This window comes from Paraburkholderia sp. RL17-368-BIF-A (assembly GCF_046054045.1).
In the GTDB taxonomy this organism is placed as follows: domain Bacteria; phylum Pseudomonadota; class Gammaproteobacteria; order Burkholderiales; family Burkholderiaceae; genus Paraburkholderia; species Paraburkholderia graminis.
This window is the reverse complement of sequence record NZ_JARESN010000006.1, coordinates 25,279-41,495: the sequence shown is the minus strand read 5'-3', so window position 1 is coordinate 41,495 and position 16,217 is coordinate 25,279. Positions and strand designations below refer to the sequence as shown.

Genomic DNA, 16,217 nt, shown 5'->3' with positions numbered 1-16,217 from the left:
ATACGCCGCTGGCCTGGCAGCCGCATGGACTTCACCTGCGCGGTCGCACTGGCCGCGGCCCTCGGCCTGGGCGGATGCATGTCGCTCGCACCGTCCTATGTGCGCCCCGCTCCGCCCATTCCCGATACGTGGACCGTCGATTCGTCCACCCATGCGGCCTCGCCCGGCGATGCCACGCCGGTATCGGTCTCACCCGACTGGCGCAGCTACTTTCCCGACGCCCAGTTGCAGGTCCTGATCGAACAGGCGTTAAGCGCAAACCGTGATCTGCGCATTGCCGCGCAGCGCGTCGAGCAAGCGCGTGCCACGTACGGCATCCGGCGTGCCGACACATTGCCGACGGTTTCCGCCGGCGGCGGCTATGTTCATTTGCGCGCGCCGGGCGTGCTGCTGCCCGGTGGAAGTCTCGACGCCGACGCGTATCAGGTCGGGCTGACCGAAAGCAATTGGGAACTCGACTTCTGGGGCCGCGTGCGAAACCTCAAGGACGCAGCCCTTGAAGAATTTCTGGCGAGCGATGCCGCGCGCCGCGCGGCTACCCTCGGCGTGATCACAAACGTAGCCGACGGTTATCTGCTGCTGCGCGAACTGGATGAACGCACCGCCGTTGCCCGGGAGACAATCGCCAGCCGCTCTGAATCGCTGCGCATCTTTCGCCGCCGCTTCCAGGTCGGAGCCATCTCGAAGCTGGATCTCAAGCAGTCGGAAATTCTGTTGCAGCAGGCGCAAGCGTTGGTGGCACAGCTTGAACAGTCGCGCGCCGCTCAGGTCCACGCACTCGCAGCTCTCGTCGGCACACCCACGCAGTTGCCACCGGCACCGCTCGCCGATGCGAGCGTGTACCCTGACCTGAACGCAGGATTGCCTTCGTCGCTACTGGAAAGGCGCCCAGACATCGTCGCGGCAGAACACCGGCTGCGGGCCGCCAACGCGAACATCGGCGCGGCGCGCGCAGCGTTCTTTCCGCGCGTCACGCTCACCGGCGCGGTCGGATCGACGAGCACCGATCTGCGGGGCCTGTTTGCCTCGGGTAGTGGCGCATGGATTTTCATGCCCAACATCACGCTGCCCATCTTCGATGCCGGGCGCAATCGCAGCAATCTCGAACTCGCCAGGGCCCGCGAAGGCGAAGCGGTCGCGCAATACGAAAAGACTATTCAGGATGCCTTTCGTGATGTAGCCGACGCGCTCTCCGCGAGAGAGTGGCTCGCCGTGCAGGTTCAGACGGAAACCGACACTCTGGCGGCGCAGTCCGAGCGCGCGCGCCTCGCCAGGCTGAGATATGACAGTGGCGCGACGCCCTTTCTGGAAGTGCTCGACGCGCAGCGCGATCTGCTCAACGCGCGGCAGCAGCTGATACAGACGCGCCGCGCATTGCTCGTGAGCCGCGTCGCACTGTATGCCGCGCTTGGCGGCGGCGTGCAGGATGCGCAACAGACTGCCACGCCTTCGGCCGCCGGCATCACACTCAAGGAAGGCCAATTGCCATGAGTCCCAGCCGAAAAAAAATGATACTCGCTGTTGCGTTCGTGGCTGTGATCGTTGCGGCCGGCTATTACGCCTGGCCGATGTTGCACAACTCGGGTCCCGCTGCGGCTTTCGTCAGCGGCAACGGCCGAATCGAGGCGACCGAAATCGATGTGGCGACCAAGCTGGCGGGCCGTGTCGAAACCATTGCCGTCGACGAAGGCGACTTCGTCAAGGCGGGGCAACCGCTCGCGACGATGCAGGTGAGCGTGCTGGACGCGCAACTCGCCGAAGCGCGCGCGCAACATCAGCAGGCGATCAACACCGCGCTCAGCATCGAAGCGCAGGTCGTGCAACGGCAGAGCGACAAGGCGGCTGCCGAAGCCATTGTCTCGCAGCGCGAAAGTGAGCTGGACGCGGCGCGCCGCAAACTGGCGCGCTCTGAAACGCTGTCGCGAGACGGTGCGTCTTCCATGCAGGAACTCGACGACGATCGGGCCCGCGAGCGCGGCGCGCAAGCCACTGTGCGCGCCGCCAAAGCTCAGGTCACCGCCGCCCAGGCAGCCGTCGACGCGACACGCGCGCAACTGATAGCCGCGCATTCCGCCGAGCGTGCTGCCCTCGCGACGGTTGCGCGAGTGGAAGCCGACATCAGCGACAGCCAGCTAACGGCGCCCCGCGACGGCCGCGTGCAATATCGCATCGCCGAGGCCGGCGAAGTGCTGCCTGCGGGTGGCAAGGTCCTCAACATCGCCGACCTTTCCGATGTCTACATGACATTCTTCCTGCCGGAGACGGTGGTCGGCAAAGTCGCGCTGGGCGGCGAAGTACGCGTAATACTCGATGCGGCGCCCAACTACGTGATTCCCGCGACCGTGTCGTTCGTTGCCAGCACCGCGCAGTTCACGCCGAAGACCGTGGAAACGGCCAACGAGCGCCAGAAGCTGATGTTCCGCGTCAAGGCGCGAATCAACCGCGAACTGCTGCTGCAGCATCTGAAGCTCGTCAAGACGGGCCTGCCGGGCGTCGCCTGGATCAGGATCGATCAGAATGCGGCGTGGCCCGCTTCGCTCGCGATCAAGGTGCCGCAGTGAGCGGCATCACGACGGGTGAAGTCCCGCCGGTCATCCGGCTGCGCAACGTCGTGCTGCGTTATGCGAAGACCGTTGCGCTCGACCACCTCACGCTGGATTTCCCCGCCGGCCGCATGACCGGGCTGATCGGGCCGGACGGCGTCGGCAAATCCAGCGTGATGGCGCTCGCGGCCGGCGCCCGCGCGATTCAGCAAGGCGTCGTCGAGGTGCTGGGCGGCGACATGCGCTCGCGCCGGCATCGTGCGCTCGTCTGCCCGCGCATCGCCTATATGCCGCAGGGTCTCGGGAAGAATCTGTACCCGACGCTGACCGCCGAGGAAAACCTGCAATTCTTCGCGCGGCTGTTCGGCCACGATGCCGCCGAGCGCCGCGGGCGTATCGACTCTCTGACCGCCAGCACCGGTCTGAAGCCGTTTCTCGGGCGACCCGCGGGCAAACTTTCTGGCGGCATGAAACAGAAGCTGGCGCTCTGTTGCGCGCTGATCCACGACCCAGACCTGCTGGTTCTCGACGAACCGACCACCGGCGTGGACCCGCTGGCGCGCGCGCAATTCTGGAATTTGATCGCGCGCATCCGGGCCGGCCGTCCCGGCATGAGTGTGATCGTCGCAACGGCATACATGGACGAGGCCCAGCATTTCGATTCGCTCATCGCAATGGATGCAGGTCGGGTTCTCGCGATCGGGGAGCCGCGCGCCCTACTCGCGCGCACGCACAGCGACACGCTGGACGCGGCGTTCATCGCGTTGTTGCCCGAGGAACGCCGGCACGGTCATCAGCCGGTCGTTGTGGAACCGCTGCCCGCCGGCGTCGCCGGCGAGCTCGCGATCGAAGCGAGCGACCTGACCATGCGCTTCGGCGATTTCGTCGCGGTCGACCACGTCAGTTTTCGCATTCGCCGCGGCGAAATTTTCGGGTTTCTCGGTTCTAACGGTTGCGGCAAGTCGACCACGATGAAGATGCTGACCGGCCTGCTGCCCGCCCTCGAAGGCTCGGCGAGGTTGTTCGGACGCGAAGTCGATCCGCGCGATATCGACACGCGCACCCGGGTCGGCTACATGTCGCAAGCGTTTTCGCTCTATGGCGAGTTGACGGTTCAGCAGAATCTGATATTGCACGCGCAGCTGTTTCACGTGCCGCCGCAAGCGATTTCCGCCCGGGTTGACGAGATGGTGAGCCGCTTCGGCCTTGCCGAAGTACGCGACGCATTGCCCGACAGCTTGCCGCTCGGCATGCGGCAACGCCTTTCACTCGCGGTCGCCATGGTGCACAAGCCGGAGCTGCTGATTCTCGACGAGCCGACGTCGGGCGTGGATCCCGTCGCGCGCGACAATTTCTGGCAATTGATGATCCAGCTGGCTCGCCGCGACAAGGTGACAATCTTCATTTCGACGCACTTCATGAACGAGGCCGAGCGCTGCGACCGCATCTCTCTGATGCATGCCGGCCGCGTGCTCGCAACCGCATCGCCGGGCGAACTCGTCCAGCAGCGCGGTACGGCGACCCTCGAGGCGGCCTTCATCGGCTACCTGGTGGAAGCAGGCGCCGAAAAGACGGAAAGAGGCAGCAGCGGCGAAGTGACGCTCGAAGCGCCGGCCAGCAGGAAGGTTTCCGGCACACCCGCGCTGGCCAGGTCGCCCGAGCACGCTCACCCTCGCGCGTTCAGCCCGGGCCGCGCGTTGACCTATATGTGGAGAGAGGTGCTCGAGTTGCGGCGCGATCCGGTGCGTGCCACGCTTGCCCTCCTCGGTTCACTCGTGTTGATGCTTGTGATGGGCTATGGCGTGAGTCTCGATGTCGAAAGTCTCACCTACGCGGTCCTCGATCGAGACCAGACCGAACTGAGTCACGACTATGCGCTGAACATCTCGGGCTCGCGCTACTTTGTAGAACAGGCCCCGCTCGGCGACTACGACGATCTGGACAAGCGCATGCGCAGCGGTCGGCTGTCCCTCGCAATCGAAATCCCGCCGCATTTCGCTCGTGATCTGCAACGCGGCACGCCAGTGCAACTCGGTGTGTGGATCGACGGCGCCATGCCGCAACGCGCGGAAACCATTCGCGGCTACGTGCTCGGACTGCATCAATCCTGGCTGATGGAGCAGAGCATTCATCGGCTCGGCATGACGCCGGCCCCGCAGGTCGACATCGAGACGCGCTTTCGCTACAACCCCGACGTGAGGAGCGCCCCCGCGATGGTGCCCGCGATCATCCCGCTGCTGCTCCTGATGCTGCCTGCCATGCTGACGGCGCTGGCGGTCGTGCGCGAGCGCGAACTCGGCTCGATTATTAATCTGTATGTCACGCCAGTCACGCGCGGCGAGTTTCTGTTGGGCAAGCAGGTGCCTTATGTGTTACTGGCGGTGCTCAATTTCCTGGCGATGACGCTGCTCGCGCGGATCGCCTTTGGTGTGCCGGTCAAGGGCAACTTCCTGACGCTGCTCATCGCGGTGCTGATCTACACCATCGTCGCGACCGGCATCGGCATGTTGGCGTCCACTTTCACGCGCAGCCAGATCGCCGCCATCTTCCTGACGATGATCGGCACACTCATTCCCGCCATCCAGTTCTCCGGCCTGATCAATCCGTTGTCGTCGATGGAAGGCAGCGGGCGGGTTGTCGGTTCCATCTATCCGGCCACCTACATGTTCACGATCAGCCGGGGCGTGATCAACAAGGCGATGGGCTTCGCCGGCCTTCACGCGCAATTCTGGCCGCTCCTCGCAGCCATGCCGGTGGTTCTCGGCTTGACGATGGCACTGCTCAAAAAGCAGGAAACCTGAACATGCGCCGTCTCGCGAACGTCTACCGCCTCGGCGTCAAGGAACTGTGGAGTCTGTGGCGCGATCCGACCATGCTCGTGCTGATCGCCTACACCTTCACCGTCGCGATCTATTCCGCCGCTACCGCGCAACCGGACACCCTGCATATGGCGCCCATCGCGATCGTCGACGAAGACGCATCGCCGTTGTCTGCCCGCATCGCGTCGGCGTTTTTTCCGCCGCAGTTCGGCATTGCGCGTCTGATCGCCCCCGCGCAGGTCGACCATGGACTCGATACCGGCGAATACACGTTCGCGCTCACCATTCCGCCGAACTTCCAGCGCGACGTGCTCGCCCGAAGGCCCGCGACGATCCAGCTCAACGTCGACGCGACCCGCATGAGCCAGGCATTCACGGGCAGCAGCTACGTGCAGCAGATCGTGACCGACGAGATTGCCGGATTCGCGACGCGATATCGGGACACCGCGGCGCCGTCTGTCGATCTCGCCGTTCATATGCGCTTTAATCCGAACCTCGAGCAGACCTGGTTCGGCGCGCTGATGGAGATCATCAACAACGTCACGATGCTGTCCATCATCCTCACTGGCGCCGCGCTGATCCGCGAGCGCGAACACGGCACGATCGAACATCTGCTCGTCATGCCGGTCACGCCGGCAGAAATCATGCTGGCGAAAATCTGGTCGATGGGGCTCGTGGTCATGCTGGTGGCGACCGCCTCGCTAACCTTCGTGGTGCGCGGCGCGCTGCATGTGCCGATTGAAGGCTCCGTCGCGCTGTTCATGCTGGGCACGGCGCTGCATCTGTTCGCAACGACATCGATGGGTATTTACATGGCGACTCTCGCGCGCAGCATGCCGCAGTTCGGCATGCTGGTGGTCCTCGTGCTCCTGCCGTTGCAGATGCTCTCCGGCAGCATCACCCCGCGTGAAAGCATGCCGAAGATTGTTCAGGACGTCATGCTGCTTGCGCCCACCACTCATTTTGTCGAACTTGGCCAGGCCATTCTGTACCGCGGCGCCGGCCTCGATGTCGCCTGGCGTCCGTTCCTGATTCTGATGGCGATCGGGTCGGTCCTGTTTGCCATGGCATTGCGGCGTTTTCGCAGAACCATCGGCAAGATGGCCTGATATGGATCGGCTGACACAGGTTCTGCTGGCGGCCATGACCGTGCAATTGGCGCGACCCGGGCTGAAAGGGGCGGCGTTGCAATCCGCGGTTGCTACACCGGCCGTCGCCGGCACTACTGCGCCTGTCCTGCGCCTGCCGCCAGCTCCACGATGTCGTCGGTGATTTCGTCCTGGCGAACGCGCCGGTAGCTTTGCGTCAGCTCGTCGAGCGTGTCTTGCACATTAGCGCGGGCGGCCAGCATCGCGCGCATCCTCGCTTCGTTTTCGGCGGCGAACGAGAGCATCAACGCTTCACAGATTTCGACGAACACATAGGATTCGACAAGCGCGGCAAGAAGACCTTCGACGGGAAGGTTCAACAGCGGCGGCACACTGCTCTCGACCGCCCGAAACCTCGAAAAATCCAAAGGGATCAAGCGGCGCTCGACGATCTCGCCGGAGGGTGTAGCGCCCGGCAGCGCGTGCACGAGCGAAACACTATCTATCGCACGGGTCGCGAGACGCTGATAGAGCGCATCCGTGATGCGGCCCGCCAGCGACAGGACGTCGTCCGCGTGAGAAGCCGCAGGTGAATTCCAGAGCACTGGACAGCGACGTTCTTTGGCCAGCAACTCACCGCGCGTACCCACCAGCATCAGCTCCGATTGCGCGTGGACGATACAGTTCTGCGAATAATCGAGAATCCGCTCATTGAAGGCGCCGACGAATCCCTGCTCCGAGCACAGCGCGATTACGATCCGCGCGCGCGGCTCCGACGGTGACTCGGGCGGCGGATGAGGCATCCGATGCCCGAGAACCGCGCCGATCGCGGCACCCACGGTTGCAGCCGAGGAACGTATGCCGGGCAGCCTCCGTTGCGCCTCGCGCGAGCGGGCTGCCGCGATGCCACGCATGGCGCCGATCACCGCATCCAGTTGACGCGCCGTCGCGCTGCGCGCTTCAATTCCCGCCAGCTTGCCGCTCATCGCTCGCTCGGCGTTCCGGTTGAAGCGGCGGTGCTTTCGCCCGCGAGACGTCGCACCATGTCACGCACTGCCGTGACGAGCCTCGCCTGAGCTGCCGTGTCGAAAGACGCGCCGTCGAATGCCGATTCGAGTCCTGCGCCCGGCAGCCGGGCTGCGAGCTGCGCACGCACTTGCGCTGCAATCGCCGGCGGCGCTGCATCGAACACGCCCTCCGCAAGGGCTGCGAGCAGCGCGATTTCGTCGAGTGTGGAAAGCGGCGCGAATCGGGGTTGAGCAATCAATGCCCGAATGCGTTCGCCCCGAGCAATCTTGTCGGCGACGTGCGCGTCCGTCAGCCCTCCAAAGCGGCTGAACATCTCCAGTTCGAGAAACTGCGCGTAATCGAGCCGCAATCGCCCCGACACGCCACGCAACGCTCGATGCTGCGCCTTGCCGCCGACGCGGCTCACGCTCAGGCCGACGTCCACGGCCGGACGCTGATTGGCGGCGAAGAGCGCTGCGTCCAGGACGATCTGGCCATCGGTAATCGAGATTAGATTGGTCGGAATATAAGCGGACAGATTGCCCATGTCGGTTTCCGCGATTGGCAACGCAGTCAGGGAACCGCCGCCGAGGCTCGCGGACAGTTTTGCCGCGCGCTCGAGCAGTCGCGCATGAACGTAAAAAACATCGCCTGGGTAGGCTTCACGGCCCGGCGGCTCGCGTGTCAGCAGCGCCAGCTCACGATGCGTCGCGGCGTGCTTCGTCAGATCGTCGATGACGATCAGCGCATGCTGTCCCCGGTCCCTGAAGTATTCGGCAATCGTGAAGCCCGCAAACGGCGCAATCCACTGCAATCCGGCCGCCGACGCCGCGGCGGCAACGACGAACACGCAGCGCTCGGGCGCGCCATAGCGGTGTACGGCTTCGATCACGCGCTGCACTGCCGACGAACGCTGTCCGATTGCCACATAGACGCAAATCATGTCCGAATGCTTCTGGTTGACGATCGCATCGAGCGCCAATGCGGTCTTGCCAGTCGCCCGATCGCCGATAATCAGCTCTCTCTGCCCGCGGCCGATGGCGAAAAGCGCGTCGACGATCAGCACGCCGGTCTCGACAGGCTCGCTGACCAGATCACGATCGACGATAGCGGGCGCGGCCCGCTCCACGGGCATGCGGCCAGCCGCGCTCACCGGCTCGTCCCGGTCGAGCGGCCGGCCTAGCGGATCGATGACGCGTCCGAGCAAGCCCTCGCCGACCGGCACCTCGAGCACTGCGCCCGTGCGAGCGACAGATGCGCCGGCTTCCACCGTGGCAGCGTCGTCCAGTAGCACCACGCTCATGAGGTCGGCTTCGAGCGTATGCACGAAGCCGCTCGCGCCGCTGTCGAAATGCAGAAGCTCATTGAGCGCGGCATCGGGGAGCCCCGACACGAATGCAATGCCGTCGCCGATACGCTCGACGCGACCGAGCGTATCGGCGTAAGGCCCAGGCGCCGCACGAGCGAGCGCCGCGCGCTGCGCCGCGAGCCAGGTGTCGTCGCATGAGTCAGCGGGAAGCATGGCTGTCATCGAGCAGCGCCTCCGTGATCCTGGCGAGCTCGGCGCCGAAGCTGTTGCGTACGACGGCGTGCGGCGACCGCAGTTCGAGGCCGGCGATCAACTGCGGATCGACTTCAAAGCGAAGCGGCAGCTCGCGCCGAAGGCAGGCGGCCAGCGCCGCGCGGCACTGCTCCTGTTCTTGCGGACTCAATGCGCGCGGCGCCGCGAGGACCGGCGCGACGCCGTTTTCTCCGAGCCCCGCGCGCGCTGGCTGCGGAAGTCGTCCGATTCCGGTGGTGAGACCTTCGATAAAGCCTGTGACGCGCATGCTGTCGGGGAGTCTTTTGAGCAGCTTCGTCGCGATATCGACGGCAAGCCGGCTCGCCCGTTCAGCCGCCAGTTTGTCTCCGGCCGCGCGTGCCGCCGCCTGCTCCTCCCGCGCCGCCGCGCGCCATGCCTCGGCATCTGCTTGCGCCGCGGCCAGAAGAGCCTGTTTTTGCCCCGTCACCTCCACGGCGACGGCCTTCAGTGCGTCGTCGCGCGACGCGGCGATCTGCCGGGTTGCGCGAGCTGCGTTGTCGCGCTCATGAATCGCGGCAGCTTTTGCCGCATCGGCATCGGCGATCAAAGCCCGCGCCGTGTTCTGACGTTCGGCGATGATGTTCGCGACCGGGCGGAACAGGAAGCGCGCAAGCAGCCATATCAGCACCAGTGCATTAATGGTTTGCAAGGCGAGCGTCCACCAGTCGATTCGCATGGCGGCCGCCTATTTGGCAAATGGGTTGGCAAACAGCAGCAACAGCGCAATCACGAGGCAATAGATCGCCATCGTCTCGATCATCGCAAGACCCACGAACAAGGTACGCGACACGGTGCCGGCCGAATCCGGCTGACGTGCGATCGCATCCATCGCCGCGGCGACCGCGCGGCCTTCGGCGATGGCCGGCCCGATCGCGCCGAATGAGACGGCGAACGCCGCCGCGACGATGCTGACGATTTCGACAGGATTATTCATGAGTCTTTGCCTTTTTGACGGGGGCGTGTTGCGGTTCGCCGATTGCGGCGCCGATGAAGACCATCGAGAGAACAGCAAAGATGTAGGCCTGAACGGCACCCGTCAGCAGATCGAGCGCCATCAGCGGAATCGGCACGAGCAGACCCGCGAGCGACAACAGGATGCCGATCACGAACACGCCGCTCATTACGTTGCCGAACAGGCGTACCACGAGCGAAAACGTCCGCGTGATCTGCTCCACCAGATTCAGTGGAATCATGACCCAACTGGGTTCGGCGAACGACGCCAGATAGCCGGCGACGCCCCGGCTGCGAAGGCCGTGGAAGACGGTGGCGCCGAGCACCACCAGCGCGAGCGCGGCATCGGTTTCGAGACGCGCGGTAGGAGGCGTCACGCCTGGAACGAGCGCGCACCAGTTGGCGATCAGCACGAAAACGAAGAGCGTACCGATCAGCGCGCGATACGGACGCGGCTGCGCTTGCATGGTGTCGCGGATCTGCTGGTCGATCGTGTCTACGAGCAGTTCGAGCGCAGTCTGCATCTTGCCGGGCGCGAGCGAGAGTCTTCGGCTTACCGCGGCTGAACCGATGGTGACGACGGCCATGATCATCCACGTCGCGAGCACCGGTTCGGTAATCGCGACAGGGCCAAGCTGCAAAAGCGGCGAGACGGTGAGCGGCGATTCGATCATGACGAGCCTCCACAATCTCTGTAGTGCTGCACGGCGATGCGGCGCGCGATGAGCACGCCCGCCATTCCGGCAAGCAATGCGGGCGCGCCAATGCGCGCGAGCAGCAGCAGGAGCGCGCAGGTCAGCGCAAGGCGCGCGGATTGCAGCCCGAGTGCCGCGGCGATTTTCCCTGCGCAGAACAACGGCCAGTTCCATTTCAAGGACAGGAAATGCCACGCGCCGCCCACGAGGCCGGCCGCGAGCCCGACCGCGAACTGGATGGCGAATGAAGGCAGCGGTATTGTCAACGTGCCTGGCGTACTAATCACGGCGTTCTCCCTGTTGGCGATGCATCCATTTCCAGGCGGACCAGAAGCCGAGCGCAGCCCCCGCCATCAGCAGCGGCGCGGAGAAAAACACCCGGGTGGCGAAGATCCGGTCCAGCCAGCGTCCCAAGGCTAGCCCGAGCAATGTCGGCAACACGATTGCCCATCCAAGAATGCCGATCTGGCCGAGCCGGCTGCCAAGCGACGGTTCCGGCACCTCGCGTGCGCGCGCCGCGCGCCGCGCGGCCTCCTGGACTGCGGCGGCAAGCCTGTCTTCGGACGAAGGCCGCTCCTCGCGGCGAGGCTCATTCATTGCGGCGACGTACCGGCGACGGTCGACAGGGTGCTGCCTGCATCGGCGCGCGGCCGCAGGTAGCGAAGGATCTGACGCACCGCGCGCGCATGAAGTCGCAATTCGTCGACTCGCGCGCGCCGCAGCGCTTCCTCTTCGTCGGCGTGGCGGCGTCGAACGATGGCCGCGAGGCCTTCCAGATCGTCGCCCGGAATCACTTCACGGCAGGCAATCGACACCTGCGTGCCGCCCGACACGAACAGGACGCCGCCGCTCACGGCGCAGTAGCGCGCCACGTTGTCCGTGCCGCTCCAGCGGACCACCGACGGCGCGAGTTGAGTCACGAAGTCCGCGTGTCCCGCGCGGATGCCGAATGCACCGCTCGCATCTTCCGCGCGCAGCGAAACAATCTCGACGCCGTCGAACCAGACACGCGACGGCGTGGCGATGGTGAGCTCCAATGTATTCTTTCTCATGCCGATCGCTCCGTTGCGACAGAGACGGCCGCTTGCGCCGCCGCCTTTTCCTTGCTGCGGGCTTCGTCCAGCGTACCGATCATGTAGAGCGAGCTTTCCTGCCAGGTGTCGCATTCGCCTGCAACAATCGCCTTGCACCCGGCAATCGTGTCGGCGAGCGCAACCGAACGGCCGGGAACGCCCGTGAAAGCCTCGGTGACCGCAAAGGGCTGGGTGAGAAAACGCTGCAGGCGTCGGGCGCGGCCGACCAGTACGCGATCTTCCGCGCCCAGCTCCTCGATGCCGAGCAGCGAGATCACATCCTGCAATTCGCGGTAATGCTCGATGACGCGCCGCACCTCGGTGGCGACTGCCGCGTGTTCCTCGCCCACCACGAGCGGATCGAGAAGAATCGACGACGACGCGATGGGATCGACCGCCGGATACATGCCTTCGGCCGCCATTGCCCGCGACAGCACCACGTTGCTGTCGAGGTGCGCGGCAATCGCGGTCACGGCGGGATCGGTGAAGTCGTCGGCGGGCACGTACACCGTTTCTATCGCGCTGACAGACACACCACCCACGGACACGATGCGCTCCTGCAACTGCGCGACTTCGCTTGCGAGCGTAGGCTGGTAGCCCACTCTCGAGGGCATCCGCCCAAGGAGACCTGAGACTTCCGCGCCTGCCTGCACGTAGCGAAAGACGTTATCCATCAGCAGCAAGACGTTTTGACGACGTTCGTCGCGGAAGTATTCGGCGATCGTCAATGCGGTGAAGGGAACGCGCCAGCGCGCGCCCGGCGGCTCGTTCATCTGGCCGTACACGAGCACGGTGCGCGCCAGGACGCCCGAAGTGCGCATGTCGAGCAACATCTCGTGTCCTTCGCGCGAGCGTTCGCCGACGCCCGCGAAGACCGAAATTCCGTCGTAGCGCTCGACCATTGCGTGAATCAGCTCCATGACCAGCACCGTCTTGCCGACGCCGGCGCCGCCGAACATCGCGGCCTTCCCGCCTTGCGCAAGCGGTGCGAGCAGATCGATCACCTTGATGCCGGTCGAAAAGAGTTCGGTTGTGCCCTTCTGCGATGCAAGCGGGGGCGCCGCGCGATGAATTGGCCGCCGTTCGATTTGCGACGCAAGCGCCTCGCCGCCGTCGCATGCCCGGCCCGTCACGTCGATCAGCCTGCCGAGCACTGCCTCCCCGACCGGCGCTTCGATGGCTCCCCCAGGTGCCTCGACTCTCGTGCCGCGCCGCAACCCCGCGGTAGTCTGCAACGCCAGCGCGCGGACCGTCGTCTCGCTCAGATGCGCCTCGACTTCAGCGAGTACCGGCGCGAGATCGTCGGGCACGACGACGAGCGCCTCTCCGAGCGCAGGCAGCGCAGCGCCGCCGAACGTCACGTCGACGATCGCGCCACGCACGGCGACGACGTATCCCTCGCGCGTCGTCGGGACGTTCTCTGGCAGTGACGCTACATGAGTCGGCATACGCGGTACCCCGGGTCGGTCGTGAACAGTCAGAAGATATAACCCGAGCATGCGGACGAACTGATCTTCATCAACTGTTTCATGGATCGGTCTCAAAAATTGCCGCGCCGCGATGAGCGTGCTGGTCTGAGCAGAGGCGATCGTGGCGGCGGCGCGGCCGACTGTACCGCGAATGATCCAGATCAATCCGCGGGCCCCTTCCTGGTGTCCTAATCCGCTTATCCCAAAAAAACGGCGAGGTCCGTGATGAAAAACCTGGCAGATTCATTGGCGGCATCGTCCTCAAGGCCGGCCGACCGGACTGGCAGCGCAGCGGCGAAACCGCTGCGGCTCGGCTTGCTCACTGCGCTCGTCGTCGGTTCGATGATCGGCAGCGGCGTGTTTTCCCTGCCGCAGAACATGGCATCGGGTGCGGGCGCCGCCGCCGTGCTGATCGGCTGGCTCATCACCGGCGCAGGCATGCTGATGCTCGCGTTTGTCTATCAGACGCTGGCGACGCGCAAGCCCCAGCTCGACAACGGGATCTATGCGTATGCGCAAGCCAGCGCCGGTGATTTCGTCGGCTTCAATTCGGCGTGGGGTTACTGGGTCAGCGCGTGGATCGGCAATGTCGGCTATCTGGTCATTGTGTTCGGCACGCTCGGCTACTTCTTTCCTGTATTCGGGGACGGCAACACACCCTCCGCCGTGCTGGCCGCGTCGATCGCGCTGTGGAGCATGCACGCCGTGATCCTGCGCGGCGTGCGCAGCGCAGCGGTGCTGAACGCGATCACCACGATCGCCAAGGTCATTCCGCTGCTGCTGTTCATCGTGCTCGCGGCGCTCGCATTCCGAAGCCACGTCATCGCGCAGGACTTCTGGGGCAACGCAAAGCTTGGCAGTGTGTTCACCCAGGTCAAGAGCACCATGCTCATCACCGTGTGGGTGTTCATCGGTATCGAAGGCGCCAACGTGTTCTCGGCCCGCGCACAGCGACGCGAAGACATCGGACGGGCCACGCTGCTCGGTTTCGCCGTCGTTCTGCTTTTGCTGATGGCGGTCTCGCTGCTCTCGCTCGGCATCGTTTCACAAGGTGAGCTGGCCTCGATGAAGAACCCGTCGATGGCGGGCGTGCTGGAGAAGGCGGTCGGCTCGTGGGGCGCAGTTCTGATCAGTCTCGGTCTGCTCGTGTCGGTGGGCGGCGCATTGCTCGCGTGGACGCTGCTGGCTGCCGAAACGCTTTTCACGCCGGCGAACGGCGGCGTCATGCCGAAGTTTCTGGCGCGCTCGAACAGTCACGGCGTGCCTGCCAACGCACTTTGGGTCACCAACGGACTGGTGCAACTGTTCCTCATCATCACGCTCGTCTCGAACGCGACCTATCAGGCGCTGATCTCGCTCGCGACCTCGATGATCCTCATTCCCTATCTGTTCTCCGCGGTGTATGCGACTCGCATTGCGATGCGCGGCGACGGTTACGCGCCCGGCGAAAGCGCACGAACTCGCGACATGCTGATCGGGTCCGCCGCGACCGTCTATTGCTGCTGGCTGCTGTATGCGGCGGGGCCGAAATATCTGCTGCTGTCCGCCCTTCTCTACGCGCCTGGCGTGCTGCTCTACGGGTGGGCCAAGCGCGAGCGCGGCGCGAGCGTTTTCAAGCCGTTTGAATTCGTAATCCTCGCGGCTCTTCTGGTGCTTGCTGCTGTAGCGGGATGGCTGCTGGCCACCGGCGCGCTCGGCTTCTGACCCGCAGACGTTAAGGAGAACCACAATGACATTCGGCGTTTATTCGGAAATCGGCGCGTTGCGCAAGGTAATGGTCTGCCGCCCGGGTCTTGCGCAGTCGCGTTTGACGCCTGCGAATTGCCGCGACTTGCTGTTCGACGATGTGCTCTGGGTCTCACAGGCAAAGACAGATCACTACGCGTTTGTAAGCACGATGCAGGAGCACGGCGTAGAAGTGTTCGACATGCACGATCTGCTAGCCGACATCCTGCACGGACGGGAGGCGCGCGACTGGGTACTGGAGCGCAAGCTTGCTGTCGGCACCGTCGATGCCGAGCTTGCTTCTCAACTAAAGGTCTGGCTCGATCAGATGCCAGCCGAGGAACTTGCCGAGCGGCTGATCGGCGGAATTGTGCGCGCGGAATTGCCATTCGATCCTGATGGCCTCCTCGCGCAATGCACGCCGCCGTCCGGCTTCATTCTTCCTCCGTTGCCCAACACGCTTTTCACGCGCGACAGCAGTTGCTGGATCAACGAGGGCCTCGTGCTCGGCTCCATGTATTGGCCTGCCCGGCGCCAGGAGACGTTGCTGAGCGCGGCGATCTATCGCTTTCACCCGCTCTTCAGCGGCGGCACGCGCATCTGGTGGGGCGGTCCCGACGTCGACCACGGCGGTGCGACGCTGGAGGGCGGCGACGTCATGCCGCTGTCGCGGGACGTCGTGCTGATCGGCATGGGTGAACGGACTTCGCCGCAAGGCGTCGCACAGCTTGCGCGCGCACTGTTCGCCCGCGAATCGGTCAAGCAGGTCATCGCCGCACAACTGCCGCACTCGCGAGGCGCAATGCATCTCGACACGGTATTTACATTCTGCGATCGCGACCTCGTGACGATATTTCCGGAAGTCGTCGATGGCATTCGCTGCACGAGCCTGCGCCCTGGCCGACTGCCTGAGCAGCTCGACGTGAGGGCCGAGAACGCCCCGTTTCTGGAAGTGGTGTCGAAAGCGCTCGGGCTCGCGACATTGCGCACCGTCGCCACCGGCGGAGACACGTGGGAGTCCGAGCGTGAGCAATGGGACGACGGCAACAATGTGATCGCGCTCGCACCGGGCGTGGTCGCTGCCTACAACCGTAATGTGTACACCAACACGCTGCTGCGCAAAGCGGGCGTGGAAGTCATCACGATTCCAAGTGCCGAACTTGGCCGCGGGCGCGGCGGCGGCCACTGCATGACCTGCCCCATCGAACGCGCCCCCATCTGACGCAAAGCGCGACGCCGCATTTCGCGAAACTTTCTGGAGAAC

General features: G+C 64.7%; 15 protein-coding genes. 6 read left to right on the top strand and 9 right to left on the bottom strand.

Annotated features, from left to right (window positions below):
• The first annotated feature begins 24 nt into the window (after positions 1–24).
• From P0D87_RS12270 to P0D87_RS12255, 4 genes are read left to right on the top strand one after another with little or no spacing between them, the layout of a single operon-like run.
• Positions 25–1,491, top strand: a complete 1,467-nt coding sequence (locus P0D87_RS12270) for an efflux transporter outer membrane subunit (RefSeq protein WP_053860395.1) — start codon at positions 25–27, stop codon at positions 1,489–1,491.
• Positions 1,488–2,561, top strand: coding sequence for an HlyD family secretion protein (locus P0D87_RS12265; protein WP_053860394.1), 1,074 nt, complete (start codon positions 1,488–1,490; stop codon positions 2,559–2,561). Before P0D87_RS12270 ends, P0D87_RS12265 begins: the two co-directional genes overlap by 4 nt.
• Positions 2,558–5,344, top strand: a complete 2,787-nt coding sequence (rbbA, locus tag P0D87_RS12260; RefSeq protein ID WP_053860871.1) for a ribosome-associated ATPase/putative transporter RbbA — start codon at positions 2,558–2,560, stop codon at positions 5,342–5,344. The genes P0D87_RS12265 and rbbA overlap by 4 nt, the downstream gene beginning before the upstream one ends.
• Before the next feature lie 2 nt (positions 5,345–5,346).
• Complete coding sequence (locus tag P0D87_RS12255; protein WP_053860393.1) at positions 5,347–6,471, top strand: ABC transporter permease; 1,125 nt, start codon at positions 5,347–5,349, stop codon at positions 6,469–6,471.
• Between the two features lie 113 nt (positions 6,472–6,584).
• Here P0D87_RS12255 and P0D87_RS12250 read toward each other — a convergent pair whose 3' ends face one another.
• Genes P0D87_RS12250 through atpD form a run of 9 tightly spaced genes read right to left on the bottom strand, consistent with a single transcriptional unit; the run spans position 6,585 to position 13,207 of the window.
• Positions 6,585–7,436 carry a F0F1 ATP synthase subunit gamma gene (locus P0D87_RS12250; protein WP_053860392.1) on the bottom strand — a complete coding sequence of 284 codons (852 nt, stop codon included), beginning with the start codon at positions 7,434–7,436 and terminating at the stop codon, positions 6,585–6,587.
• Positions 7,433–8,989 (bottom strand): F0F1 ATP synthase subunit alpha, encoded by a 1,557-nt coding sequence (locus P0D87_RS12245; RefSeq protein WP_053860391.1) that lies wholly within the window; start codon positions 8,987–8,989, stop codon positions 7,433–7,435. Before P0D87_RS12245 ends, P0D87_RS12250 begins: the two co-directional genes overlap by 4 nt.
• Entirely contained in the window at positions 8,967–9,716 is a 750-nt protein-coding gene (locus tag P0D87_RS12240; protein ID WP_053860390.1) for an ATP synthase F0 subunit B, read from the bottom strand. Before P0D87_RS12240 ends, P0D87_RS12245 begins: the two co-directional genes overlap by 23 nt.
• A 9-nt stretch (positions 9,717–9,725) precedes the next feature.
• Positions 9,726–9,974, bottom strand: a complete 249-nt coding sequence (locus P0D87_RS12235) for a F0F1 ATP synthase subunit C (RefSeq protein ID WP_053860389.1) — start codon at positions 9,972–9,974, stop codon at positions 9,726–9,728.
• Positions 9,967–10,665 carry a F0F1 ATP synthase subunit A gene (locus P0D87_RS12230; protein ID WP_053860388.1) on the bottom strand — a complete coding sequence of 233 codons (699 nt, stop codon included), beginning with the start codon at positions 10,663–10,665 and terminating at the stop codon, positions 9,967–9,969. Before P0D87_RS12230 ends, P0D87_RS12235 begins: the two co-directional genes overlap by 8 nt.
• Entirely contained in the window at positions 10,662–10,973 is a 312-nt protein-coding gene (locus P0D87_RS12225) for an N-ATPase subunit AtpR (RefSeq protein ID WP_053860387.1), read from the bottom strand. The genes P0D87_RS12230 and P0D87_RS12225 overlap by 4 nt, the downstream gene beginning before the upstream one ends.
• A complete protein-coding gene (locus P0D87_RS12220; protein ID WP_053860386.1) occupies positions 10,966–11,283 on the bottom strand; it encodes an AtpZ/AtpI family protein in 318 nt (105 codons plus the stop codon). Before P0D87_RS12220 ends, P0D87_RS12225 begins: the two co-directional genes overlap by 8 nt.
• Positions 11,280–11,738, bottom strand: a complete 459-nt coding sequence (locus P0D87_RS12215) for a F0F1 ATP synthase subunit epsilon (protein ID WP_053860385.1) — start codon at positions 11,736–11,738, stop codon at positions 11,280–11,282. Before P0D87_RS12215 ends, P0D87_RS12220 begins: the two co-directional genes overlap by 4 nt.
• Positions 11,735–13,207 (bottom strand): F0F1 ATP synthase subunit beta, encoded by a 1,473-nt coding sequence (gene atpD / locus P0D87_RS12210; RefSeq protein ID WP_053860870.1) that lies wholly within the window; start codon positions 13,205–13,207, stop codon positions 11,735–11,737. Before atpD ends, P0D87_RS12215 begins: the two co-directional genes overlap by 4 nt.
• Before the next feature lie 246 nt (positions 13,208–13,453).
• Here atpD and arcD point away from each other — a divergent pair, with 246 nt between their 5' ends.
• Complete coding sequence (gene arcD / locus P0D87_RS12205; protein WP_053860384.1) at positions 13,454–14,932, top strand: arginine-ornithine antiporter; 1,479 nt, start codon at positions 13,454–13,456, stop codon at positions 14,930–14,932.
• Positions 14,933–14,957: 25 nt separating this feature from the next.
• Positions 14,958–16,175, top strand: coding sequence for an arginine deiminase (locus P0D87_RS12200; protein ID WP_408636834.1), 1,218 nt, complete (start codon positions 14,958–14,960; stop codon positions 16,173–16,175).
• Positions 16,176–16,217: the final 42 nt, after the last annotated feature.

Bases quoted from the DNA above. Each gene is read 5' to 3' on its own strand.
- P0D87_RS12270 (WP_053860395.1), top strand. From the start codon at position 25: ATGGACTTCACCTGCGCGGTCGCACTGGCCGCGGCCCTCGGCCTGGGC.
- P0D87_RS12265 (WP_053860394.1), top strand. From the start codon at position 1,488: ATGAGTCCCAGCCGAAAAAAAATGATACTCGCTGTTGCGTTCGTGGCT.
- P0D87_RS12255 (WP_053860393.1), top strand. From the start codon at position 5,347: ATGCGCCGTCTCGCGAACGTCTACCGCCTCGGCGTCAAGGAACTGTGG.
- P0D87_RS12250 (WP_053860392.1), bottom strand. From the start codon at position 7,436: ATGAGCGGCAAGCTGGCGGGAATTGAAGCGCGCAGCGCGACGGCGCGT.
- P0D87_RS12245 (WP_053860391.1), bottom strand. From the start codon at position 8,989: ATGACAGCCATGCTTCCCGCTGACTCATGCGACGACACCTGGCTCGCG.
- P0D87_RS12240 (WP_053860390.1), bottom strand. From the start codon at position 9,716: ATGCGAATCGACTGGTGGACGCTCGCCTTGCAAACCATTAATGCACTG.
- P0D87_RS12235 (WP_053860389.1), bottom strand. From the start codon at position 9,974: ATGAATAATCCTGTCGAAATCGTCAGCATCGTCGCGGCGGCGTTCGCC.
- P0D87_RS12230 (WP_053860388.1), bottom strand. From the start codon at position 10,665: ATGATCGAATCGCCGCTCACCGTCTCGCCGCTTTTGCAGCTTGGCCCT.
- P0D87_RS12220 (WP_053860386.1), bottom strand. From the start codon at position 11,283: ATGAATGAGCCTCGCCGCGAGGAGCGGCCTTCGTCCGAAGACAGGCTT.
- P0D87_RS12215 (WP_053860385.1), bottom strand. From the start codon at position 11,738: ATGAGAAAGAATACATTGGAGCTCACCATCGCCACGCCGTCGCGTGTC.
- atpD (WP_053860870.1), bottom strand. From the start codon at position 13,207: ATGCCGACTCATGTAGCGTCACTGCCAGAGAACGTCCCGACGACGCGC.
- arcD (WP_053860384.1), top strand. From the start codon at position 13,454: ATGAAAAACCTGGCAGATTCATTGGCGGCATCGTCCTCAAGGCCGGCC.
- P0D87_RS12200 (WP_408636834.1), top strand. From the start codon at position 14,958: ATGACATTCGGCGTTTATTCGGAAATCGGCGCGTTGCGCAAGGTAATG.